The organism is Nonomuraea sp. NPDC050786 (genome assembly GCF_040654115.1).
In the GTDB taxonomy this organism is placed as follows: domain Bacteria; phylum Actinomycetota; class Actinomycetes; order Streptosporangiales; family Streptosporangiaceae; genus Nonomuraea.
Genome location: NZ_JBFAHJ010000027.1, coordinates 35,082 through 57,929, shown reverse-complemented (window position 1 = coordinate 57,929; position 22,848 = coordinate 35,082). Strand labels below are relative to the sequence as shown.

General features: G+C 70.6%; 22 protein-coding genes and 1 pseudogene. 15 read left to right on the top strand and 8 right to left on the bottom strand.

Translation table 11 applies throughout. From position 1 onward, the window contains the following. Nucleotides 1-56 precede the first annotated feature (56 nt). From AB0H84_RS37830 to AB0H84_RS37815, 4 genes are all read left to right on the top strand, one after another. Nucleotides 57-1,310, top strand: coding sequence for a lamin tail domain-containing protein (locus AB0H84_RS37830; RefSeq protein ID WP_357615565.1), 1,254 nt, complete (start codon nt 57-59; stop codon nt 1,308-1,310). A 94-nt stretch (nt 1,311-1,404) separates the two neighbouring features. Beyond that, complete coding sequence (locus AB0H84_RS37825; protein ID WP_357615562.1) at nt 1,405-2,322, top strand: 2-dehydropantoate 2-reductase N-terminal domain-containing protein; 918 nt, start codon at nt 1,405-1,407, stop codon at nt 2,320-2,322. After that, on the top strand, nt 2,319-2,678 hold the full coding sequence (locus AB0H84_RS37820) for a metalloregulator ArsR/SmtB family transcription factor (RefSeq protein ID WP_357615560.1): 360 nt from the start codon (nt 2,319-2,321) through the stop codon (nt 2,676-2,678). The genes AB0H84_RS37825 and AB0H84_RS37820 overlap by 4 nt, the downstream gene beginning before the upstream one ends. Nucleotides 2,679-2,770: 92 nt before the next feature. After that, nucleotides 2,771-4,093 (top strand): glycoside hydrolase, encoded by a 1,323-nt coding sequence (locus AB0H84_RS37815; protein WP_357615557.1) that lies wholly within the window; start codon nt 2,771-2,773, stop codon nt 4,091-4,093. 64 nt (nt 4,094-4,157) lie between these two features. On the opposite strand, the gene AB0H84_RS37810 is transcribed toward AB0H84_RS37815, so the two are convergent. From AB0H84_RS37810 to AB0H84_RS37800, 3 genes are all read right to left on the bottom strand, one after another. After that, complete coding sequence (locus AB0H84_RS37810) at nt 4,158-5,258, bottom strand: 5-methyltetrahydropteroyltriglutamate--homocysteine S-methyltransferase (protein ID WP_357615554.1); 1,101 nt, start codon at nt 5,256-5,258, stop codon at nt 4,158-4,160. 6 nt (nt 5,259-5,264) lie between these two features. Then, nucleotides 5,265-6,710: a long-chain fatty acid--CoA ligase gene (locus AB0H84_RS37805; protein WP_357615552.1), complete on the bottom strand. Its 1,446-nt coding sequence runs from the start codon at nt 6,708-6,710 to the stop codon at nt 5,265-5,267. Nucleotides 6,711-6,805: 95 nt separating this feature from the next. Beyond that, nucleotides 6,806-7,612, bottom strand: coding sequence for a PaaX family transcriptional regulator C-terminal domain-containing protein (locus AB0H84_RS37800; protein ID WP_357615549.1), 807 nt, complete (start codon nt 7,610-7,612; stop codon nt 6,806-6,808). Nucleotides 7,613-7,699: 87 nt separating this feature from the next. On the opposite strand from AB0H84_RS37800, the gene AB0H84_RS37795 reads away from it, so the two are divergent. The 5 genes from AB0H84_RS37795 (at nt 7,700) to AB0H84_RS37775 (ending at nt 12,255) form a co-directional block, all read left to right on the top strand. Next, nucleotides 7,700-8,881, top strand: coding sequence for an ABC transporter substrate-binding protein (locus AB0H84_RS37795; protein WP_357615546.1), 1,182 nt, complete (start codon nt 7,700-7,702; stop codon nt 8,879-8,881). A gap of 3 nt (nt 8,882-8,884) precedes the next feature. Then, complete coding sequence (locus tag AB0H84_RS37790) at nt 8,885-9,640, top strand: ABC transporter ATP-binding protein (protein WP_357615544.1); 756 nt, start codon at nt 8,885-8,887, stop codon at nt 9,638-9,640. Further along, nucleotides 9,637-10,296: an ABC transporter ATP-binding protein gene (locus tag AB0H84_RS37785; RefSeq protein ID WP_357615541.1), complete on the top strand. Its 660-nt coding sequence runs from the start codon at nt 9,637-9,639 to the stop codon at nt 10,294-10,296. Before AB0H84_RS37790 ends, AB0H84_RS37785 begins: the two co-directional genes overlap by 4 nt. Next, entirely contained in the window at nt 10,293-11,153 is an 861-nt protein-coding gene (locus tag AB0H84_RS37780) for a branched-chain amino acid ABC transporter permease (RefSeq protein WP_357615538.1), read from the top strand. Before AB0H84_RS37785 ends, AB0H84_RS37780 begins: the two co-directional genes overlap by 4 nt. Before the next feature lie 121 nt (nt 11,154-11,274). Continuing rightward, complete coding sequence (locus AB0H84_RS37775) at nt 11,275-12,255, top strand: branched-chain amino acid ABC transporter permease (protein WP_357615535.1); 981 nt, start codon at nt 11,275-11,277, stop codon at nt 12,253-12,255. A 180-nt stretch (nt 12,256-12,435) separates the two neighbouring features. Here AB0H84_RS37775 and tsaA read toward each other — a convergent pair whose 3' ends face one another. After that, complete coding sequence (tsaA, locus tag AB0H84_RS37770; protein WP_357615532.1) at nt 12,436-12,876, bottom strand: tRNA (N6-threonylcarbamoyladenosine(37)-N6)-methyltransferase TrmO; 441 nt, start codon at nt 12,874-12,876, stop codon at nt 12,436-12,438. Between the two features lie 77 nt (nt 12,877-12,953). Between tsaA and AB0H84_RS37765 the strand changes: the two genes are divergently transcribed. Both AB0H84_RS37765 and AB0H84_RS37760 read left to right on the top strand, forming a co-directional pair. Beyond that, the gene (locus tag AB0H84_RS37765) at nt 12,954-13,628 is read left to right on the top strand and encodes a TetR family transcriptional regulator (protein ID WP_357615529.1); all 675 of its coding nucleotides are present in this window, start codon (nt 12,954-12,956) and stop codon (nt 13,626-13,628) included. 3 nt (nt 13,629-13,631) lie between these two features. Beyond that, nucleotides 13,632-14,453, top strand: a complete 822-nt coding sequence (locus tag AB0H84_RS37760; protein ID WP_357615526.1) for a class I SAM-dependent methyltransferase — start codon at nt 13,632-13,634, stop codon at nt 14,451-14,453. A gap of 67 nt (nt 14,454-14,520) precedes the next feature. Here AB0H84_RS37760 and AB0H84_RS37755 read toward each other — a convergent pair whose 3' ends face one another. Then, nucleotides 14,521-14,781: a VOC family protein gene (locus AB0H84_RS37755; RefSeq protein ID WP_357615523.1), complete on the bottom strand. Its 261-nt coding sequence runs from the start codon at nt 14,779-14,781 to the stop codon at nt 14,521-14,523. Between the two features lie 99 nt (nt 14,782-14,880). Between AB0H84_RS37755 and AB0H84_RS37750 the strand changes: the two genes are divergently transcribed. Both AB0H84_RS37750 and AB0H84_RS37745 read left to right on the top strand, forming a co-directional pair. After that, nucleotides 14,881-15,696, top strand: a complete 816-nt coding sequence (locus AB0H84_RS37750) for a hypothetical protein (RefSeq protein WP_357615521.1) — start codon at nt 14,881-14,883, stop codon at nt 15,694-15,696. Between the two features lie 151 nt (nt 15,697-15,847). Further along, nucleotides 15,848-16,116, top strand: a pseudogene (locus AB0H84_RS37745) (IS5/IS1182 family transposase); the annotation flags it as partial. Nucleotides 16,117-16,184: 68 nt separating this feature from the next. On the opposite strand, the gene AB0H84_RS37740 reads toward AB0H84_RS37745, so the two are convergent. Beyond that, nucleotides 16,185-17,054 (bottom strand): NAD(P)H-binding protein, encoded by an 870-nt coding sequence (locus AB0H84_RS37740; RefSeq protein ID WP_357615518.1) that lies wholly within the window; start codon nt 17,052-17,054, stop codon nt 16,185-16,187. 77 nt (nt 17,055-17,131) lie between these two features. Here AB0H84_RS37740 and AB0H84_RS37735 point away from each other — a divergent pair, with 77 nt between their 5' ends. Further along, nucleotides 17,132-17,503, top strand: coding sequence for a helix-turn-helix domain-containing protein (locus tag AB0H84_RS37735; protein WP_357615515.1), 372 nt, complete (start codon nt 17,132-17,134; stop codon nt 17,501-17,503). Between the two features lie 230 nt (nt 17,504-17,733). Here the strand turns inward: AB0H84_RS37735 and AB0H84_RS37730 are convergent, their stop codons facing one another. Together AB0H84_RS37730 and AB0H84_RS37725 are read right to left on the bottom strand one after the other, a co-directional pair. Further along, nucleotides 17,734-18,873: an acyl-CoA dehydrogenase family protein gene (locus tag AB0H84_RS37730; RefSeq protein ID WP_357615512.1), complete on the bottom strand. Its 1,140-nt coding sequence runs from the start codon at nt 18,871-18,873 to the stop codon at nt 17,734-17,736. Then, on the bottom strand, nt 18,870-22,220 hold the full coding sequence (locus tag AB0H84_RS37725) for an indolepyruvate ferredoxin oxidoreductase family protein (protein ID WP_357615509.1): 3,351 nt from the start codon (nt 22,218-22,220) through the stop codon (nt 18,870-18,872). Before AB0H84_RS37725 ends, AB0H84_RS37730 begins: the two co-directional genes overlap by 4 nt. Nucleotides 22,221-22,393: 173 nt before the next feature. Between AB0H84_RS37725 and AB0H84_RS37720 the strand changes: the two genes are divergently transcribed. Next, complete coding sequence (locus tag AB0H84_RS37720) at nt 22,394-22,846, top strand: Lrp/AsnC family transcriptional regulator (RefSeq protein WP_357615506.1); 453 nt, start codon at nt 22,394-22,396, stop codon at nt 22,844-22,846. Nucleotides 22,847-22,848: the final 2 nt, after the last annotated feature.

Genomic DNA, 22,848 nt, shown 5'->3' with positions numbered 1-22,848 from the left:
GGACGCTGCCCTGATGGCGAGTTACGCTCCGCTCGCCACAAGATGGGGGGCAATCCATGAGTTACACGCTCTTACGCGGCAATTTCGTGATCCGGTACGCGGATCTCCCGCGACAGGGCCCCGAGCCCGACGGCGACACCGTGAAGTTCCTGCCCGACTCGCCCGCGCTGGTGGAGACGCTGCCCAGGCGCTCCGGCCGGCCACCGAAGATCAACGGCCGCGGCGTCTCCGTACGCCTGGAGGCCATCGACGCGCTGGAGACCCACTTCGAGGAGACGCACCAGGAGCTCGCCGGAGCGAACGCGGCGCGGGACGAGCTGCTGCGCCTGCTCGGCTTCACGAACGTCCGTTACTGGGAGGACCTGCCGAACAAGGTGCAGTCCGCGGACCAGGACTCCATCCGCGGCCACGTGCTCACGAACGGGGTCGACGCGAACGGCCGGCTGATCGGGTTCGTCTACGCGGGCGACCATCCGGGGGCCGACGGGTCCTCGGTGTTCCTGGACCCGGCGCTCGTGGACGCCTCCGCGAACGGCACGCTGCTGGCCGCCGGGCTGGTCTATCCGGCGTTCTACGCGACGCTGCCCGCTGAGCTGCGTACGCACCTGGCGGAGGTGTCGCAGGCCGCCAGGCGGAAGGCCGTCGGCATCTGGCCCCGCTCCACCGCCGACCCGAACGGCGCCGCCGCCGTCACCGGCCTGGCGGACGCGGAACGCCTGGTGATGTGGCCGAAGCTGTTCCGCCGCATCGTGCCGTACCTGGCGGCCGGGTTCACCGACTTCGACGGCTTCGACGCGTGGCTGCGGGCGGACCCGGTGAACCGGGACGACGAGGTGTTCCTGCTGGGCAAGCTCGAACGCGGCAACCTGCACGACGTGATCAAGGGCGCCGGGCAGCAGATCCGGCTCACGCTCTGGCCCGAGGAGTTCGTCATCGCCCCGGACCCGGCCCAGCCGGGAACGTCCGTCAAGCCGCCGCTCGTCGCGGCCGGCGACCTGCTGATCATGGCGGCACTCCCCGACCCGGCCGGCGCCGACCTCGGGCACGAGACGGTCACGCTGCTGAACCTCACCCCAGGGCCGATCGACCTCGCGGGCTGGGCGCTGTCGGACGCGGCCGGCGGCCGCAAGGCGCTGACCGGCACCGTCGAGGGCGGGGCGGCGCTGCGGGTGACGCTGGACGGGGCCGTGCGCCTGGACAACCAAGGGGACACCATCATCCTGGTGGACCCGAAGGGCGCCTCGATCGACCAGGTGACGTACAAGGCGGACCGGGTCAAGGCGGGCCGGACGATCGCCTTCGGCCGCTGACCCCACGGGCACCCGTCTTCGGGGCGGGTGCCCTCGCCCTCCTGACGGGCCTCGTATATCGAAGAATTTAAATATTCTTTGGTATGGTGCGACAGTGAAGATCTTGGTGGTCGGCGCTGGGGCGCTCGGGCAGGTGTTCGGGATGTGGCTGGCGGCGGGCGGCGCTCAGGTGAGCTACCTGGTCAAGCCCGGCCGGGAGCGGTGGGCGGAGCACGGCGTGGTGCTGTACCGGCTGCGCCGGTGGGGGAGGCCCGCCGAGCGGCGGCTGGTGCCGTACGAGGTGGCCACCGAGCCGCCGGCAGGTCCGTGGGACATGGTGTGGCTGTGCGTCGACTCCACCGCGCTGTCCGGCTCTTGGACGGCGGCGGTAAGCGCCGCGGCCGGATCGGCGACAGTCGTCACGATCAGCCAGGCTCCCCAGGACCAGGCCGCCCTCGCCCTGGCCTGGCCGCCGGAGCAGATCGTCCGGGTGACGCCGGCCGTGCTCGCCTACCAGACGCCGCCGGCCGCGGAGGCGCCCGAGCCCGGCCTCGCCTACTGGCTGCCGCCCCTGTCCGCGCTCGAGGTCCACGGCGCCGCGTCGCGTACCGGGCAGGTCATCGCCGCGCTTCGCGCGGGCGGCGTACGTGCCAGGGCGGCGCGGCGGCCCGGTGGCGGCGACATCAGCGCCGCGCGGATGATGCCGTTCATCGCCGCCCTGGAGAATGCGGGCTGGTCCGCCGCGGCCGCGCACTACGCGCGGGCGGCGGCGGCCGGCAGGGAGGCGGTCGCGATCGCCGCCGCGCAGCACGGCAGGCGTGCCCCGCTCGCCGTGCCGGGCTGGGCCGCCGCGCTGGCCCTGCGCGTGCTGCCGCGGCTCGTCCCCTTCGACCTGGCCCGCTACCTCGAAGCGCACTTCACCAAGGTGAGCGCGCAGACGCGCCTGATGCTGGACGGCTGGATCGATCAGGGAGCGGCCCTGGGCCTGCCCGTCACGCACCTCAGGGCGCTGCGCGCCGAGGTGCCGGCATGACCGGGCAGAGCGCGGCCCAAGAGGTCCTGCGCCTGTTCGCCGCGACCCGGCCGCTGTTCACCGCCCTGGGCGATGAACGCCGACAGGAGATCATCGTCTTCCTGCTGGACGCCGGGGCTCCGCGCAGTGTCGGCGATGTCGCCGCGCACCTGGGGCTGTCCCAGCCCGCCGTGTCGCACCACCTCAAGATCCTGCGTGACGCACGGCTGCTGACCGTGCGCCGCAGCGGCACCCAACGCCTGTACGAGCTCAACGCGGCCGACTACCCAGGGCTCCTGGCGCCCCTGCGGGACCTCACCTCCACGATCATCGACTGCGCCACGGCCCCGGAGGCTCCGCCTCTGACACCGTCATAGCGGGGTGGTTGACGGGAGGCAGTTCGACCGCTTACGGTTCCGGCGATGTCGATGAAATATATCGATACATTTCCGAAACTTTCGGAGGCGTCATGTTAAGAGGAGTCCTCGCGGTCGCCCTGCTCGGCCTCCCCGCGGTGAACCCGTCCCAGCCCCCGGCCATCACCGTGAACGAGCACGTCAGGCACCAGGAGATCGACGGCTTCGGCATCTCCCAGGCGTTCCGGCGCAACGAGCTGCTCAAGGCACTGTCCGAGTCCCAGCAGCGGGAGATCCTCGACCTGTGGTTCGACCGCGAGAAGGGCGCCGGGCTGAGCATCCTGCGCCTCGGCATCGGCTCCTCCCCCGCCGGCAGCCCGTACGACCAGATGGTCTCCATCCAGCCCGAGGACCCGGGTGGCCCTGACGCCCCGCCGAAGTACGTCTGGGACGGTGACGACAACAGCCAGGTGTGGGTGGCCAAGGCGGCCAAGGCGTACGGGGTGAAGCGCTTCTACGCCGACGCCTGGAGCGCCCCGGGCTACATGAAGGACAACGGCACCGACACAAACGGCGGCACGCTGAAGCCGGAGTGGCAGCAGGCCTACGCCAACTACCTGGTGCAGTACACGAAGTTCTACGCCAAGGAAGGCATCAAGATCACCGACCTCGGGTTCACGAACGAGCCCGACTGGACGGCGTCGTACGCCTCGATGCGCTTCACCCCCGAGCAGGCCGCCCAGTTCGCCAAGGTGCTCGGGCCGGTCGCCAAGGGCGTGAACGTGGTCTGCTGCGACTCCTTCGGCTGGAACCAGGCGAAGGCGTACACGGCCGCGATCGAGGCCGACCCCGAGGCCCGCCGCTGGGTGAAGACCCACGCCGGGCACACGTACGCCAGCCCCGTGGACGCCCCGCTCCCGACGAGCAGGCGCACCTGGATGTCGGAGTGGAACCCCGGCGGCAGCACCTGGAACGAGAACTGGGACGACGGCGGCGGCTCCGACGGCTTCACGATCGCGCAGGCCGTGCACGACGCGCTGACGCTCGGCAACGTCAGCGGCTACGTCTACTGGCTGGGCGGGTCGCGCGGCGCGACCAGGGCGCTGCTGCAGATCGACGAGACGGCGAAGACCTATCACGTGTCCAAGCGGCTGTGGGCGCTGGCGGCGTACAGCAGGTTCATCCGGCCGGGCGCGGTCCGGCTGGACGCGCAGGCGGCGGATCCGGCGCTGAAGGTCTCCGCGTTCCGCAACGCCGACGGCTCGCGGGTCATCGAGGTGCTCAACACCGGCACCGCGCCTGTCACGTGGGAGGGCGTGCGCGGGCGGGCGACCGCGTACCTCACGGACGGCGCCCACTCGCTCACCCCGTCGCCGGTGGCGGGCCGCACGGTGACGCTCCAGCCGCGGGCGCTCACCACGATCGTCATCCGCTGACGCGCCGCCGTCCCGCCCCCTGCCCCCAGGTCCCTCTCACCGGGGGGGCGGGACGGCGGTGTGGTCAGCCCCACACCTCCTGCGCCGTCTCGACGATCAGCCGGAGCTTGGCGAACTGCTCGTCGGCCGTGAGCTGGTTGCCCTCCACCGTGGAGGAGAAGCCGCACTGCGGCGACAGGCAGAGCTGGTCGAGGTCGATGAACTTGGCGGCCTCGTCGATCCGCCGCTTGAGCGTGTCCTTCGACTCCAGCTCCCCCCGCTTGGTCGTGACCAGCCCCAGCACCACCATCTTCCCGGGCGGCACGAAGCGCAGCGGCTCGAAGCCCCCTGAGCGCTCGTCGTCGTACTCCAGGAAGAACCCGTCCACCTTCAGCTCGCTGAACAGCGCCTCGGCCACGAAGTCGTAACCGCCCGAGGCGGCCCAGGAGGAGCGGAAGTTACCGCGGCACATGTGCGTGGTGATCGTCATCCCGGCGGGCTTGGCGGCGATGGCGGCGTTGATCTGCTTGATGTAGCGCAGATGCATGCGCTCGCCGTCGTCGCCCCGGGAGGCCAGCTCCGCCCGCTGGGCCGGGTCGTTCAGGTACGCCAGGCTCGTGTCGTCGAACTGCAGGTACGTGCACCCGAGCGCGCCGATCCTGCGCACCTGCTCGGCGTAGGCCGCGCTGAGGTCGCGCCAGAACTCCTCGATGTCGGGGTAGACCTTGGGGTCGATGGCCGCGGGCCCACCCCGGTAGTGGACCATGCTCGGCGAGGGGATGGTCAGCTTGGGCACGGCCGTGCTCACCGTGTCACGCAGGAAGGCGAAGTCGTCGGCGAAGACGGGCTCGTTCAGCTTGATCCGGTCGTGCACGCGCAGCGCGGCCGGGGTGAACTCGATGTCGCCCCGCTCGTTGTGGAAGCGGACGGTGATGTGCTCGTCGGTGGCCTGGCCGATGCCACCGAGCTGGTAGATGAAGTCCATGTGCCACGACGCCCGCCGGAACTCCCCGTCGGTGGCGCTCTGCAGCCCGATCTCCTCCTGTCTGCGTACCACCTCCCTGATGGCCTCGTCCTCGGCCTCCCGCAGCGCCTCGCCCGTGAGCGTCTCGCGGGCGGTGAGCAGGGTGGGCGGACGGAGCAAGCTGCCGACGTGATCCGCGCGGAACGGCGGCGAGGTACGCATTGACGATCAACTCCTGTGGTCGTGGAGGGCGGAACCGTAGAGCTCTCTGAGGGGGGTCTTGAGCAGCTTGCCTGCCGCGTTCTTGGGTAATTCGGCTACGAATTGCAGATATTTCGGGATTTTGAAGCGGGCCAGGCGGCCGTCCAAGTACGTGAGCAGTTCCCCAGCCTCGACCGTCGAACCATCCCGCACGACGACCAGGGCCTTGCCCACCTCGCCCCACTTCTCGTCCGGCACGCCGATCACCGCGCATTCGGCGACCGCCGCGTGTTCGTACAGCACGCTCTCCACCTCGGCGGGGTAGATGTTCTCGCCGCCGGAGATGATCACGTCCTTGAGCCGGTCGGAGATGCGCACGTAGCCGTCCTCGTCGGCGACGCCGACGTCCCCCGAGCGGAACCAGCCGTCCGCCGACAGCGCCTTCGCGGTCTCCTCCGGCCGCCGCCAGTAGCCGGGCGTGACGTTGGGACCCTGTACGTACACCTCCCCCGGCTCCCCTGGACCCGCTGCCGACCCGCCGGGCGCGACCAGCCGGACGTCGGAGAAGAAGCACGGCACCCCGGCCGAGCCCGCCTTGGCGACCGAGTGCTCGGCCCCGAGAAAGAGGGCGCCGGGGGCGGTCTCGGTCATGCCGTACCCCTGGAGGAACGTCAGCCCCCGCTCCTGGTACAGCCGGATCAGCGGCTCGGGCACCGGCGCGCCCCCGCACAGCAGGTGCCGCAGGCTCGACAGATCGGCCCCCGCCCAGCGCGGCGACCGCGCGAGGAAGCCGAACATCGACGGCACCCCGAACATCACCGTCACCCGCTCCGCCTCGATCAGGTCGAACGTCCTGTCCACGTCGAACGCGGGCTCCAGGATGACCCGGCCGCCCTTGAGCACGGTCGGGAGCAGCGTCTGGGCCAGCGCCGCGATGTGGAAGAGCGGCGCGCTGACCAGCGTGACCTCGTCGTGCGCGAGCGGCACGTCGACCAGCAGGTTGAAGGTGTTCCAGGTCAGGTTGGCGTGGGTGAGCATGGCGCCCTTGGGCCGTCCCGTCGTCCCGGACGTGTACATGATCAGGCACACGTCGTCCTGGCGCACCGGCTCGTCGATCGGCTCCGGCGAGCCGGACGCGAGCAGCCCCTCGTAGTCGGCGGCCGTCAGATGCCGACCCGGCAGCCCGGCGCCGTCCTGCTCCTCGCCCAGGACGAGGAGCGAGGGCTGCGCGTCCTGCAGGATGAAGCGGAGCTCGGGCCTGGCCAGCCGGGTGTTCAGCGGGACGAATACCGCGCCCAGCAGCCCCGCCGCGAAGAACGTCTCCACCAGCGCGGGCTGGTTGACCCCGAGGAAGGCGACCCGCTCGCCGCGCCCCACGTCCAGCGCGGACGCCAGCCGGTACGTCCGTTCGCGCAGGTCACGGTAGGAGAAATCACGTCCCCGGTATGTCAGCGCCACCCGCTCGGGCGTCATGCGAGCCCTGCGAGCCGGCCACGAGCCAATCCCCTGATTCCGCATCGGCCTCCTTGACGCTCAAGCCATCAAGTTAGGCCAGTATCCGACTGCTGTCACTGTTCTGCCCAACTTTCATCGGGGAGGACGTCGAGGAGCCGTTCCGCGACCCGCGCCGCCTCCGGCCTGAACCGCTCGTGCAGCGCGTGGCAGACCCGCTGGGCCTTCTCCGCGGGCCAGTCGTGCGGCAGGTACCGCAGCGGCAGCCGCGGATCGCTCCTGATGATCTGGAGCCAGCCGGTCAGCAGCGTCAGGGAGCGCGCCAGGTCGTCGGGCGCGTCCGGCGCGGGATCGGCCCGGTCCCAGCGCCGCAGGAACTCGCGGTAGCGATCGCCCAGGCCCGCCAGGTCGTACGCGTCCCTGACCAGCGCCTGCATGTCGGTCGGGGGCCTGGGCTCGGCGGAGAAGACCTTCACGTTCGCGCCGAGGTCGTCGATCACGCGGGCGGCGTCCACCTCGCCGGGCGCGATCCACAGGCCGTTCTGCAGCGGCCCGAACCCCGCCCAGACCAGCCGCGAGCGCAGCTCGTGCCGCTGCCGCTGCCAGGACTCGGGCAGCGAGAAGCCGATCAGCGTCCAGCGGTCCTCGTCGGCGTCGTTGACCACGCCGCTGTGCCAGATCCGGCGCTCGCCGTCTTTCAGCACCTCGGCGCTCGCCGGGGTGAGGCCGAAGTACATGCGGCGGCCGGAGCGCCGGCGGCGCAGCAGGCCGCGGCGGACCATCCGGGTCAGCGTCGAGCGCGTCGCCTCCTCGGAGATCCCGACCTTGGCGAACGCCTCGATGAAGCTGCCCGAGGACACGCAGATCCCGCGGCCGTACACGTGATCTCCCAGGAACGTCAGCATCACCGACTGGGGCCGCATCGCAGAGCCCTCCCCGCATATTGGGCACAGTATTGACAGCCGTAATCTATCTGCCTACATTCAGGGCCACATCCCAGGAGGTCCCTGATGCGCAGGCTTCTTGCTTTCCTGGTCTGTCTCACGCTCGCGGTGACCGCCTGCGGCGGCAACGCGGGTGGAGGCGCTCAAGGCCCGATCAAGGTCGGCCTCATCGTCTCCCTGACCGGCAACTACACGCCGCTCGGCAGCGAGGACAAGAAGGCCGTCGAGCTGGCGGTCGAGCAGGTCAACGCGCAGGGCGGGCTGCTGGGCCGCAAGGTGGAGCTGGTCACGCGCGACGACAAGACCGCTCCCGACCAGGGCATCGTGGCCTACAACCAGATCAAGGGCGAGATCGACGCGCTGATCGGCCCGGTGTTCTCCAACGCGGCGCTCGCGGTCGAGCCGCTCGCCCAGCGCGACAAGATGCCGTACCTGTCGCTGGCCCCGGCGCAGGAGCAGGTCGAGCCGGTCAAGTCGTACGTCTTCGTCACCCCCGCCCTGTCCAGCATGTACGCCGAGCGCTACCTGCAGTACCTCCAGGCCAAGGGCATCAAGACGGTCGCGGTGGCCTGGGACTCCAAGAGCGCCTACTCGGTCTCCGGCCACAAATCCATGGTCGCCCTCGCGCCCAAGTACGGCGTGCAGATCGCCGTGGACGAGCCGTACGAGACCACGACCTCCGACTTCAGCCCGCTCTTCACCCACGTGCGCGGCTCCGCCGCCGAGGCGCTGGTGTTCTGGGGCTCGGGCGCGCCCGGCGTGACGGCGGCCAAGCAGTACGTGGCCTCGGGGCTCAAGACGCCGCTGTTCCTGACCGCGTCGCAGGCCAGCAAGCTCTGGCTGGAGCCGATGGGCGGCGCGGCCGAGGGCATGACCGTGCAGAGCGCCATCGGCGTCGTCGGCGAGCACCTGCCCGACGGCAAGCAGAAGCAGGTCATCGAGCAGATGGCCCAGCCGTACCAGCAGAAGCACGGCTACCCGCCGCCGCAGTTCGCGCAGGACGGCTACAGCGCGAGCCTGCTGCTCTTCGAGGCGATCAGGAAGGCCGGCAGCACCGACAAGGCCAAGGTGCAGCAGGCGCTGGAGCGCATGGACCTGGTCACGCCGAACGGCCGCTTCCGCTACTCCCCGACCGACCACTCCGGGCTCTCCCCCGAGTTCATCTCGGTCAACACGGTGCGGAACGGGAAGTTCGTCCCCACCGACTGGGCCAAGGAGCAGCTCGCCAAGACCGTCGGCGCGGGGTGACGCGTGCTGACGCTCACCGGCCTGTCCCGCTCCTTCGGCGGCGTCTACGCCGTCCGCGACGTCTCGCTGGCCGTCGCGGAGGGCGAGGTCTGCGGCGTCATCGGGCCGAACGGGGCGGGCAAGTCCACGCTGTTCAACCTGATCACCGGGCATCTGACGGCCGACCACGGCCGGATCTCGTTCCTCGGGCAGCGCGTGGACCGGCTCCCGCCGCACCGTCGGGCCAGGCTCGGCATGTCGATCGTGTTCCAGGCGGCCAGGGTGTTCCGGGGCATGACGGTCAGGGAGAACGTCATGGTCGGGATGCACGGCCGTACCGGTGCCGGGTTCGTCTCGGCGGCGCTGCGGCTGCCGCGGCACCGGCGCGACGAGCGGGCGATCGCCACCGAGACGGACGCCGTTCTCCAGCGGGTGGGGCTGGCCGAGTGGGCGGACCGGCCCGCCGACCTGCTGCCCATCGGGCAGCAGCGGGCGCTCCAGCTCGCCCGCGCCCTGTGCGCGCGGCCCCGGCTGCTGCTGCTCGACGAGCCCGCCTCCGGGCTGCGCGGCCAGGAGCGCGAGCGACTCGCGGCGCTGGTGGAGGAGCTGCGCGCGGACGGCCTGACGATCCTGCTCGTCGAGCACGACGTCGCGTTCGTGACCCGGCTGGCCGACCGCGTGGTGGTGCTCGACCTGGGCCAGGTCATCGCGGACGGCTCCCCCGCCGAGGTGCGGGCCGACCCTCAGGTGCTCGCCGCCTATCTCGGACAGGCCTCATGATCGACGTCAGGGACCTGGTCGTCTCGTACGGCAGCGCGACCGCGCTCGACCACGTCACGCTCACCGTACGGCGGGGCGAGATGGTCGCCCTGCTCGGCCCGAACGGCGCGGGCAAGTCGACGCTGGCCAACACGCTCGCGGGGCTGGTGCGGCCAGCCTCGGGCACGGTGGAGATCGGGGGCAGGCTGGCGCTCATCCCGGAGGGCCGCCAACTTTTTCCTGATTTGTCGGTCGCGGACAACCTCGCCCTGGGCGGGTGGCGCTCGGGGGAGCGCGACCCCTCGTACGTCTACGACCTGCTCCCCCGGCTGGCCGGGCTGGCCCGCCGCCGGGCGGGGGTGCTGTCAGGGGGCGAGCAGCAGATGGTGGCGTTCGGGCGGGCCATGATGTCGCGGCCCTCCGTGCTGGTGGTGGACGAGCTCTCCTTGGGGCTCGCGCCCAACGTGACGGCCGACCTGGCCGCGCACCTCGCCGAGCTGAACCGGTCGCAGGGCCTCACCGTGCTGCTCATCGAGCAGAACGCACGGCTGGCGTTCGAGCTGTGCGGGCGGGCGTACGTGCTGGAATCAGGGCGGGTGGGGGCTGAGGGGGAGAGCGCGGAGCTGGCCGGGGACCCGCGCGTGGCGGGCGCGTATCTGGGCGGGGCGATCACATGAGCGCGTTCCTCACCTACCTCCTCAACGGCCTTGCGGTCGGCTGCGCGATCGCGCTCATCGCCGGCGGCCTGGTCGTCATCCACCGGGTCACGGGCGTGGTGAACTTCGCGCAAGGGACGTTCGCGGTCGTGGCGGGGCTGTGCGCGTCCTCGCTGCTCGGCCTCGGCGTGTCCCACGGATTCAGCGAACTGGTCGCCGTCCTGGTCGCGGCGCTGGCCGGCCTGCTGACGGGTCTGGCCGCCATCGGCAGGCGGGACACCGCGCCACTCTCGTCGCTGATCGTCACGCTCGGCGTGGGCGTGCTCGCGTACGCCGTCGAGATCGTCCTGTGGGGCGACCAGCCGCGTTCGGCGCCCGGCCTCGCGGGCTCGCTGACCGTGGCGGGCGCGCGGATCCAGACCCAGTACCTGCTGGTCATCGGCGTGACGGCGGCCACTTTCGCGCTGCTCGCGCTCTTCTTCGGGCGCACCTACCTGGGCAAGGCGCTGACGGCGTGCGCGTCGAACCCGTACGCCGCCCGCGTCGTCGGCATCGACACGCGGCTGATGGGGCTGCTGGCGTTCGCGCTGGGCGGGCTGCTCGGCGGGGTCGCCGGGGTGCTGGTGACACCGCTGCGGCCGATCTCGTTCGACACCGACGTGACGCTCATCGTGAACGCCTTCGCCGCGGCCGTCTTCGGCGCGCTCACCCGGCCCGTGATCACGCTGGCCGGCGCGCTGCTGCTGGGCGTGGCCGAGACCATGGCGGCGGGGTACGGGTACGGGTCGCACCAGCTGGAGGTGGCGCTGGGTCTCATGATCGTCGTGATGATCGTGCAGGCAAGCCGACGCCCGGCCGTGTCACAGGAGCCGACGTGATCCGGCGTCGGCGCCCTGGCCATCCCGGAGAAGCCGACGTGACCCGGCGTCGGCACCCTGGCCATCCCGGAGGAGCCGACGTGATCCGGCGTCGGCACCTCGCCGTCCCGCAGGAGGCGCCATGATCAGGCCGGTGGCCGGGCTGCTGGTCGCGGCCGTGACGCTGGCGCTCCCCGCGGTGCTCGACGACAGCGCGCTGGCCGTGTACATCCTGCTCGGGCTGGCCGCGATGGTCACCGTCGGGGTGTCGCTGCTCATGGGGTACGCCGGCCAGGTCTCCCTGGGCCAGGGCGCCTTCTACGCCATCGGCGCCTACACCGCCGCGCTGCTGTCACTCCATGGCGTGCCGCCACTGGCGGGCCTGGTCGCCGCCCCCGTCGCGGCGGCCGTGTCGGCGCTGCTGATCGGGGTGCCGCTGCTGCGGCTGCGCGGGCACCATCTGGCGTTCGCCACGCTGGCCGTGCAGCTCATCCTGCTCTCGCTGGCCGGGCAGCTGGAGATCACCGGCGGGGACATCGGGCTGCAGGCGATCCCGCAGTTCGCGGCCGGGTCGTTCGAGGCGGGCTCCGCGGCCGCGTACGCGTACATGACCTGGGCAGGGCTGGCGCTCGTGATGCTGGTGACCCGGAACGTCATCGACTCCCGGCCGGGCCGCGCCCTGCGCGCACTGGCCACCAGCGAGACCGCCGCCGCGTCCTCGGGGATTCCCGTCGGGCGGTACAAGCTGGTGGTGTTCGCGCTGTCGGCGGCGTTCGCGGGGCTCGCGGGCGGCATCTACTGCTTCTACACCGGGTACGTGGCGCCGGGGTCGTTCCCGGTGCTCATCTCCATCCAGTACATCGTGATGGCCGTCGTCGGAGGGCTCGGCACGATCTGGGGCGCGGTGGTGGGGGCGGCCGCGATCACGCTGCTCGTGCAGGGGCTGAACAGCCTGGCCGCGGTGCCGGGGATGCCGTCGTACGCGGCCGGCGTGCTGTCGTACGCCGTGTACGCGCTCGTGCTGATCCTGGTCGTGCTCTTCCTGCCGCGCGGCCTGCTGCCCGCCCTCTCGCGAAAGGCAGCGGCCGTCAAGCCGCTTGACGTACGGAAGCCCGGCCGGTAGCGCCCCCCTCCCCCTGGCGACGCTTTGTGGAGCTGCGGGCGGGGGTTCATCCCACCGGCTCTCTGGAGGCACGACCTGCTCGCCGGCAACTCCGCCATGGAGACCATCCGCGCCTGCGGCCAGGTCGCCGGGCCGGGCATCGGCGGCTGGGCGGTCACGCTGGTGGGGGCCGCGATCCGGCTACCGCTCGGTGCCGGGGTCCAGGACGGGTTTCACGTCCAGGACCGGCGTGCCGTCAAGCGCTTCAAGATTCCGCACGCGCAGTCGCAGTCCGTCGATCGAGACGACCTCCACGCGGTGCAGCCCTATGGGGTTCGGCCGGTGCGGCGAGCGGGTGCTGAACACCCCCTGTTCCGGCCGGTCGAGGTCGCCGCGCGGATGGACGGTGAGCACGTCGCGGCGCGCCCGATCGAGCCAGGTCAGCACCAGGACCTCGGTCCCGGGCCGCAGGTCCCGGATGCCGTCGCGCACTCGTTCCTCGAACACCAGCCAGGCTTCCGGAGAGCCTTCGTCGCCTTGCAACGGAGCTGTGCCGGCATTCGTCAGAGGTGATTCGACCCGACCGACCGGCTCCAGCCATAACCCTGCTTCAGTCACGTTTCCTCCGCCGTAGGTAGCCATGAGCGTAGCCGACGGGCGCAGGCGTCTCCTCCGGTGTTACTTGCCGATGGGCTGAACATGTGTTTAGAGTGCTAAACATGTGTTCAGCCCATTTGGGAGACGAGGCTGCGGCGGATCTGACCGCTACCGCCAAGATCCGCAACGCCGCCATCACCCACTTCGCCCGCGACGGCTTCCAGAAGACCAACCTGCGCGCCATCGCGGCCACGGCAGGGGTGAGCGCCGCCCTGGTCATCCACCACTTCGGCAGCAAGGAGCAGCTCCGCAGCGCCTGCGACGACCACGTGCTGCGCGTCCTGGTGCGACGCGCCCACGGCGTCGCCGCCCCGGTCACCATTCAGGACGTCTCCCGCGAATACCTCTCCGACCCTGAGGAGTACGGCCGCCACGTGCGGTACATGGCGCGCGCGATCGAGGAGGACACGCCCGCGGCCGCCACGTTCGTCAACACGCTGGTGGACGAGTCCGAGCAGATCCTGCGGGCCGGGATCGCCGACGGCTCGCTGCGCCCGTCCTCGGACGTGCGGGCGCTGGCGGTGCTGAGCGTGCTGATCAGCCTGTCCACGCTGACCATGGCGCCGCCGCTGACGCGTGCGCTCGGTTACGAGCAGGCCGGCCCTGACGTGCTGCGCCGCCTCGGGCCGCCCACGCTGGAGCTCTTCACCCACGGCATGTACGCGGACGACACGACCCTGAAGGCAGCCCAGGCCGCCTGGGAAGCATCACAGAACTCCCCGAAAAGAGATGAATGACCGATGACATGCGCCATTCCGGCTTTAACGCCGCTGCAGGCGAGCCTGTGGCTGACCCTGTGCGGCAGAGCGCTCGACAACCGCCTGCCCCACCCCATCCTCGGCGACAAGACGGCTGACGAGGTCGTACGGAAGACCGGCTACGACTACAAGCAGCTCCGCATCCCTTCAAGCAGCGCCATCTACATCGCCCATCGGGCCAGGAAACTTGACGAGGTCGCGCGGCGCTTCATCGCCCGCCACCCCGACGCGGTCGGCCTCGACCTCGGCGCCGGACTGGACAGCCGCGCGCTGCGCATCTCCCCGCCGCCCACGGCCGACTGGTACGACATCGACTTTCCCGAGGTCATCGCCGCCCGGCGGGAACTCCTGCCCGACGACGCCACTCCCCACGGCATCGGCGCCGACCTGACGGGCTCCACGTGGCTGGACACCCTGCCGACCGACCGCCCGGCCGTGGCCGTCGCCGACGGGCTGATCGCGTTCCTCGCCGAAGAGGAGATGATCTCCCTGGTGCACCGGATCATCAGCCACTTCCCCAGCGGGGAGATCGCCTTCAACGGCTACAGCACGTTCGCCGTCCGGATGCAGAAGATCGCTCCCGTTGCCCAGGCGATCAGGGACCTCAGCAAGTTCCCCGGCATCGACGACCCCCGGGCACCCGAACGCTGGCATCCCAAGCTCAAGCTGGTCAGAGAGATCCTGTGCACGCGAGAGCCCGAGGTCGCCCGGTTCCCGCCGGTTCTCCGCCTGATGAACCGCCTGAGCGCACGGAGCGCGACTCTGTCCCGCAAGGGCAACACGGTCCTCGTCTACCGTTTCTAAGCGCTTTCCATAAGTCCTGCGCATAAGCAAGCCGGCCAGTGGCGGCAGGCCAGGCAGTCGGCTGCTGTCAGCCACGGGCCTGCCAGGTGCACAGGCAGGCCCGGTTGCCTTGGAGGTCGGCGAGCACCCAGAAGCTCGGCGCCTCCGCGTCGCTGACCAGCGTGCCACCGGCGGCGAGCGCCGCGTCTATGTGTGGCTGGACCTGCGCAGGATCCACCCATATGTCGAGATGCCAGCGCCGGCGGGGCTCCTCACTGCCGGACGCCTGGAACCACACGGTCGGCAGAACGTCGGCTGGGTCGCGGACTTCATCGAAGGCTATTCCCACGTGGACCACCGGCGCTGGATCGTTACAAGAAATCCCTTATCACGCCAACATCACTCTCTTACTCTTTTCTCTGCTATATCCTCCCAGCAAAGGACGCTGATGAAGCTCTTTTTCGCAACGGCCGCGGCCGTGTGCGCGATGGCCTTACCCGCCCAGGCGGCATCCGCCGCATCGGTGCAGGCCGCTCCCGTGGACCCGGTGAAAGCCATGAAGGCCCAGCTGGTCACGGGAAAAGGCGTAAAAATCACCGAATCAAGCGGCATCACCCTTGATTTCACCGCCGACGACCGGGCCATGCAGGTACAGGTGAGCACCCAAACGGTCGGCACCCTGGCTTTCGACAAAGGCAACGTAGCGGCTGCCGACCTCCATGTCCGCATGTCCTCACGCCAGAAAGCGCCCAACCCTCCCTACCGTGTCATCGCCGAGGGCAGAAACGCCTACGTGACCAATGCCGGCATCGCCAAGGCGCTGCCTTCCGGCCGTTCCTGGATCCAGTCGAAGGCCAGTGGACGCGGAAACGCCGTCCTTGACATCGGCGTCACCCCAGCGGAACTGAAATTCATGCTGGACAACGCATCAGAAGTGGCGACCGGCCAATATCAGGGCACCGCCAAACTCGCTGACTTCCGGCACGACAAGTCCGCCGGGGAAGGCAACGTCGAGTTCCACCTGTACTTCAATGCGCAGAACCTGCTCACCCGCACGGTCGTCGACACGACGGCCTACCCGGACGACGACTCCACGGCATATGACCAGATGGTCTTCCACACCGATACCAGGTATTCAGGCTGGGGCGCCAAGGTGAAGATCGCCGCACCGCCGGCCGGCAAGGTCATCAGCGAGAAGAAACTCAACGCGAAGACCCGCACGGCCGTCATAAAGGCCGGCTATCCGGAGACCGGCCCCTTCTGACCTGCGCCATCAAGAGCCCTCGGCCACGCAAACCCCGCTTCCCTGAGCCGGGACACCCTTGGCGAAGTAGATCAGAAAGCAGCGGCCCCAGGATCACGCCTGTGATCAGGGGGCCGCCAGTGTCGTTCTTGCTCGCGAATGGGAGCCGTGGGTGTCGTTGCGTTCGACTGGCTCAGATCAGATCCCGCCGGCCACCCTGGCGGTAGCGCGGGCCGCCTTCCCGAAAGGCAGCCTGGCGATCCGCATTCGAGATGGGCTGAGTGTCCTGTTCGAGGACGAGACCTTCGCCGCGGCGTTCCCCGCTCGTGGCCGCCCGGCGCTGTCCCGGCTCGGCCGGCGTTGGTGTCGATCCTGCAGTTCGGCGAGGGCCTGTCCGACCGGCAGGCTGCCGAGGTAGTGCGAGCGCGGATCGACTGGAAGTAACAGGCTCGGGGGCGGCGATCGCGGCGACGAGCGGGATGCGGGGATGGCGTTAGGGCGGGGCCTGGTCAGCGGGTGTGCAGCGCCTCGGGGTGGGCTGCGAAGTGCTCAGCGATCGACGTGGGGGCGCGGCCGGTGAGGCGTTCGACTGCGTGCGTGGTCACGTCGAACCAGCCTTCGCGCTTGTATGTGCCCAGGCCCGTCCAGCCCTGGACGTACATCTCAGGGAGCCCGCGCTCGGACAGCGTCGCGGCCAGGGCGGCGTCCGAGACCTGTTCGCAGCGGACCGGACGGCCGGTGACCTGGGCGAGCGCGTCGGCAACATCCGCGTCCGTCACCGCCTCAGGGCCCGTGACTTCCAGGAGCTGCCCCTCACAGCCGCCCTCGGCCAGCACAGCCGCGGCCACGGCGGCGCTGTCGTCGCGAGTGATGTGCCCCACCCGGCCGTCACCCGAATTGCTGGGTAGCACGCCGGTGGCGACGGCGATGGCAGGCACGCCGACGAGGTTCCACATCTCCGGCCACTGGTTGAACCGCAGCACCGTGAACGTCATCCCCGACTCGGCCAGCAACCGCTCGGTCTCCTTGTGGTTCTGGATGAGCGCCTGAGGCTGGCCCGGCTCGCCTGCTCTGGCGAACGACGTGTAGATGATGTGACCCACGCCCGCCTTGGCCGCCGCCTCGATGGCGTTGACGTGTCCGCGAGGCGCTCCGCTGAGCGAGCCCATACTGATCATCAGCAGTCGCTCCGCCCCTTCGAACGCGCCGGGCAGACTCGCCGGATCGTCGAAATCGGCGTAGCGGGCAGCCACGCCAAGGTCGGCGACGGCATCAGGGGTACGGGACAATGCCACCACACGGGCGGCATCCACCCGCTGGAGCAGGTGCTCGACAGTGAGGCGTCCGAGCTGCCCGGACGCTCCGCTGACCACAATCACGACAGTTCCTCCTTGAACGTCGAGGTACGTACCTTGATCCTTGCCAGCAGGAGCAAGCTGCGAAAGAAGGCACATCTATGTCCACTGCCACCATCACCGTCCCCGTCACGGTGGCCGATCACGAGAACTGCCCGGCGACCAGCGTCTTGCGCCGGGTGGGCGACAAATGGAGCGTCGTGATCCTGTCGGTCCTGGCGCACGGCGCGCACGGCTTCAACGAACTGGACCGGTCCGTGGAGGGCCTCAGCCGACGCATGCTCACCCGTACGCTGCGCGCCCTCGAAGAGGACGGACTGATCAGCCGCACCCTCCATCCGAGCAGGCCGCCACGTGTCGACTACGCGCTCACCGACTTGGGCCGCTCCCTCCTGGAGCAGGTGCGCGCCCTGGGCCTGTGGGCCCTCGCGCACCAGTCCGATCTCGAAGCCGCACACACCCGTGACAGTTAGGAGAGGGCGATATCGCTGGGCGCCCTACTGATAGGAGTCATCCCAGACCTGGTCCTCATTCCTCTCCTCGCAGGCGTGTTGGCGGTCTCAGCGGTGAAGCCGGCCAGGCACATGCTCCCAACATGTGATACGGCCCTGTGATCAGATTGGTGATCACAGGACCGCTGCTTTTGATCTACTTCGCCAACGGTGTCCCAGTCCCGGGAGGCGGGGTTTTCACATGTCAGAGGTTACTTGGCCAGGTGGCGGCTGATCACCAGGCGCTGGATCTGGTTCGTGCCCTCGAAGATCTGCATGATCTTGGCCTCGCGCATGTAACGCTCGACCCGGAACTCGCGCGTGTACCCGTACCCGCCGAAGACCTGCACCGCGTCCGTCGTCACCTTCATCGCCACGTCCGTGGCGACCAGCTTCGCGATGCTGGCCTGCTTGCTGTACGGCAGCCCGGCGTCCCTACGGCGGGCCGCGTCGAGGTAGGTGGCACGGGCGCTGTCCACCCCCGCCGCCATGTCCGCCAGCAGGAACCCGAGCCCCTGGTGGTCGATGATGCGCTTGCCGAACGTCTGCCGCTCCTTCGCGTACGCCACCGCCTCGTCGAGTGCGGCCTGCGCGAGGCCGGTGGCGCAGGCGGCGATGCCGAGCCGGCCCGAGTCGAGGGCGCGGAAGGCGATGTGGAGCCCCTGCCCCTCCTCGCCGATGAGCCGCTCCTCGTCCAGGATCGCGCCGTCCCAGTGGGCGCTAGTGGTCGGCACGGCGTGCAGCCCCATCTTCTCCTCCGGCCGCCCGAACGTCAGCCCGTCGGCCGCCCCCGGCGCGAGGAAGCAGGAGATGCCGCGCAGCCCCTCGCCGGTGCGGGCGAACAGCGCGTAGAAGTCGGCGATGCCGCCGTGCGTGATCCACGCCTTGTTGCCGGTGATCCGGTAGCCGCTCTCGACCCGCTCCGCCTTGCAGGTCAGGGCCGCGGCGTCCGACCCGGCCTGCGGCTCCGACAGGCTGTAGCCGCCGATCACGCGCCCGGCCAGCATGTCGGGCAGCCACCGCTCCCGCTGCGCCTCGGAGCCGTAGGCGGCGACGGGGAAGCAGGCGAGGGTGTGCACGCTGGTGGCGACCGCGACGGCCGCCCACCGCATCGCCAGCTCCTCGATCACCTGCAGGTACACCTCGTACGGCTGCGCGCCGCCGCCGAACTCCTCCGGGTACGGCAGCCCGAGCAGCCCCGCCGAGCCCAGCGTGGCGAAGAGCCCCTCCGGGTAGGTCTCGGCGCGCTCGTGCTCGTCGACCCGGCGCGCGAGCTCCTTGTCGGCGATCTCGCGGGTCAGCTCGATGAGGTCCTTGGCGTCCTGGTCGGGCAGCAGCCGTTCGACGGTCATGATCTCTCCTGGCTCGTGGCGGGCTCCTCCAGCCGTGCGAGCGCGGCCCCGGCAGCCTCACGGAACTCCGCTACCCGGGCGAGCTTGATGTCCTCGTACCCCCGGATCAGCTCGGGCAGGCCCGCGATCTCCGTGACGGCCTCGGCGGTCGAGGGGGTCAGGCGGATGATCGCGGTACGCATGAGGTCGCGGTACTCGGTGACCAGCTCGCGCTCGACGCGCCGCACCTGGGCGTGGCCGAAGACGTCGAACGCCGTGCCGCGCAGCACCTTGGCGGCCCGCAGCCCGCGGAACAGGACCCCGGCGCCGCGGCGTACCTTGATCTTGCGCTTGAGGCCCATGGCCCGCAGCAGCGGCGGGTGCAGCAGCACCGACACGACCGCGTCCGCGCCGAACTCGCGCTCCCTGCGCTCCTTCTCCGCCGGGTCGAGGTGCAGGCGGGCGACCTCGTACTCGTCCTTGTAGGCCATGAGCTTGTGCAGGGCGCGGGCGTACGCGAGCCCGATCGCCGTGCCCGCCTCCTCGCCGGCGCGCTCGACCGCCTCGGCGGTCACCCGGCGCACGTCCTGCTCGTACGTACGGGCGTAGGCCGCGTTCTGGTAGCCGGTCAGATCGGCGACCCGCGTGGCCACCGCCTCCTCCAGCCCTTCCGGTTCCTCCGGCGCCTCCTCCACAGGGGGGTTCGCCACGGCGGCGCGGCCCCAGCGGAAGGCGGCGAGGTTCTTCTCGACGGCGGCACCGTTGAGCGTGATGGCCCGCTCGATGGACGCGGCGGAGACCGGCAGGCAGCCGTGCTGGTAGGCGGCGCCGAGGAGGAGCAGGTTCGCCGGCATGTGGTCGCCGAACAGCGACTCCGACAGCCCCTGGGCGTCCAGGCACTCGACGCGCCTGGCGGCGGAGGCGACGCGCGCGACCGCGTCGGCATGCCCGGGAACGGCCACCCGGCCGGTCACCATGGCGGCGGTCGGCACGACGGAGGTGTTCAGGATCGCGACGGTGCGTTCCGGCGCGGCGACGGCCAGGTTCGCCTCGGCGGCCGCTCCCAGCAGGTCGAACCCGATGACCACGTCGGCGCTGCCCTGCGAGGCACGCACGGAGCCGTCCACGGGGCGCGCGGAGATCCGGACGTCGCTGACCACCGGGCCGCCCTTCTGCGCCAGCCCGGTCTGCTCCAGCCCGGCCGCGTGCAGCCCGTCGAGGTGGGCCGCCATCTGCAGGATCTGCGAGACGGTGACGACGCCGGTGCCGCCGATGCCGGGCATCCTGATCAGGGCCTCGCGCGGCCTGCTCGCCGGCTCGGGCGCCTCCGGGGGCGGCGGCGTCTCCCTGCGCGGCCTGGTGCCCGGCTCGACCAGGAGGAACGACGGGCAGTCGCCCTTGAGACAGCTCAGGTCGGTGTTGCAGGAGGCCTGGTGGATGCGGGTCTTGCGGCCGTACTCGGTCTCGACCGGCTGCACCGACAGGCACGTCGACGCCTCGCCGCAGTCGCCGCAGCCCTCGCACACCCGCTCGTTGATCACGACCTTCTGGGTCGGCGCGGGCAGCTTGCCGCGCTTGCGCAGCCGCCGCTCCTCGGCCGCGCACCGGTCGTCGTGGATCAGCACGGTCACGCCGTCGAGCTCGGCGAGCTCCCGTTCCACCTCGGGCAGGTCGTCGCGGTGCCGTACGGACGCGATGCCCGCCAGCCGCACGCCCCGGTACGTCTCGGGCTCCGGCGTGGTGACCACGACGCGGCGCACGCCCTCGAGGGCCAGCTCGTGCGTCAGCGCGGGCACGTCCAGCCTGCCCTCGGCGCGCTGTCCGCCGGTCATGGCCACGGCGTCGTTGTAGAGCAGCTTGTACGTCATGCGCACCCCGGCCGCGACGGCGGCCCTGATCGCCAGGGAGCCGGAGTGGTGGAAGGTGCCGTCGCCGAGGTTCTGCACGAAGTGCCGGTCACCGGTGAACGGCGCCAGCCCGATCCACTGGGCTCCCTCGCCGCCCATCTGGGTGATGCCCACCTGGGTGCCGCGGCCGTGGCCGTCCAGCGCGATCATGGCGTGGCAGCCGATGCCGACGCCGACCAGCGTGCCCTCGGCGGTGCGGGTGGAGGTGTTGTGGGGGCAGCCGGAGCAGAAGTAAGGGGTGCGCGCGGCCACCAGCGGCAGCATCACCCGTCCCTTCTTACGGGGGCGGGGTGCCTGCTCCTTGCCCAGGCAGGTGGCGATGGCCTTGGCCACGTCCTCGGCGCCCAGGGTGCCGCGGGCGGTGAGCAGTTCCCGGCCCACGACGGCCGGCGCGCGGCCGCTGCCGTACAGGGCCTGCTTGAGCTGGCCCTCCAGGAACGGCACCTTGTCCTCGACCACCAGCACCTTGTCGAGGTCGGACGTCATGGCGGCCAGGTCGTCGTACGCGAGCGGGAACGGCATCGCGAGCCTGATCAGCCGTACCCCGTGCTCGTCCATTGCCGCGTCGTCGAGGCCGAGGTCCGCCAGCGCGCGCAGCACCACCGCGTACGTCGTGCCGGAGGCCAGGATGCCGAGCCTGGTGTTGCCCTCCCCGGACATCACCCGGTTCAGGCCGTGCGTGCGGGCGTACTCGCGGGCCAGGTCGAGGCGGCGGGTGAGCATGTCGTGCTCGGCGTCCAGCGCGGCCGGACCGAGGAGGATGGGTGCGGGGCCGCGCTCGCGCTTGTCGGGCACCGGGATGCCGGCGCGCAGCGGCCCGAGGTCGACCGTGGCGGACGCGTCGGCGATGTCCGCGACGATCTTCAGCCCCGCCCAGAGCCCGGTGGCGCGCGACAGGGCCACCGCGTGCAGCCCGAACTCGATGATCTCCGCCACCGAGCCCGGCGCGAGCAGCGGCATGGACAGGCTCTGGCACATGGGCTCGCACGAGCTGGGCAGCGTGGACGACTTGCAGCCGGGGTCGTCGCCGATCCAGGCCACCGCGCCGCCGAGGGGCGCCGTGCCGGACACGTTCGCGTGCCTGATGGCGTCGGCGGCCCGGTCCAGGCCGGGGTTCTTGCCGTACCAGAAGCCCGTCACGCCGTCGTGCCGCCGGCCCGGCACCTGGTCGAGCAGCTGGGTGCCGGCCACCGACGTGGCGGCCAGCTCCTCGTTCAGACCGGCCTGGAACACCACGCCCGCCTGCTCCAGGAACCGCGCCGCCCGCCCCATCTCCAGGTCCACCCCCGCCAGCGGCGAGCCCTGGTAGCCGGAGACGAACACCCGCGTGTCCAGCCCACGCTCCTCGTCCAGGCGGCGCTGCTCCAGCGTCAGGCGGACCAGGGCCTGGATGCCGGAGATCAGCACCCGGCCGTCCGCCGCCGTGTACTTGTCGTCGAGCGACACGGGAGTCACGCTCACGCGAACCTCCTGGCTTCCTACCGCGCACCGGGATTCCCCGTTGATTCCCAGCACAGCAACGCGGACATGACATGCGCAAGTATTAGATGAGAAAGTGTGCGGAAGACGCAAATTATGTGAGGACTAGAGCCTTGGTGGCTGATGTTCTTTGCGCCTGATGAAGGGGTTCTCGCATGGCTGACGTGGACGAGATCGACCACCGGGTGCTGCGGCTGCTGCGTGAGGACGGGCGCAGGACGTTCTCGGAGATGGCGCAGCTGGTGGGGCTGTCGGTGGCGGCGGTGAAGCGGCGGGTCGACCGGCTCAGGGAGACCGGGGTGATCACCGGTTTCAGCGTGCAGATCGACTACTCCAAGCTGGGGTGGGGCATCGAGGCGTTCACGGAGCTGCGCTATCCGGGCACGACTCCGGTGAGCGAGATCATCCGCACCGCCGCCGACGTGCCCGAGGTGCAGGCGGTGTTCACCATCGCGGGCGATCCCGACGCCCTGATCCATGTACGGGTACGCGATCTCGGGCACCTGCAGCAGGTCATCGACCGGTTGCGCCGGGCCGGTGACGTGACCGGGACCAAGACGCTGCTGGTGCTCGGCTCATGGACCCGGGACGCGCTGGCCTCCCGCTGAGC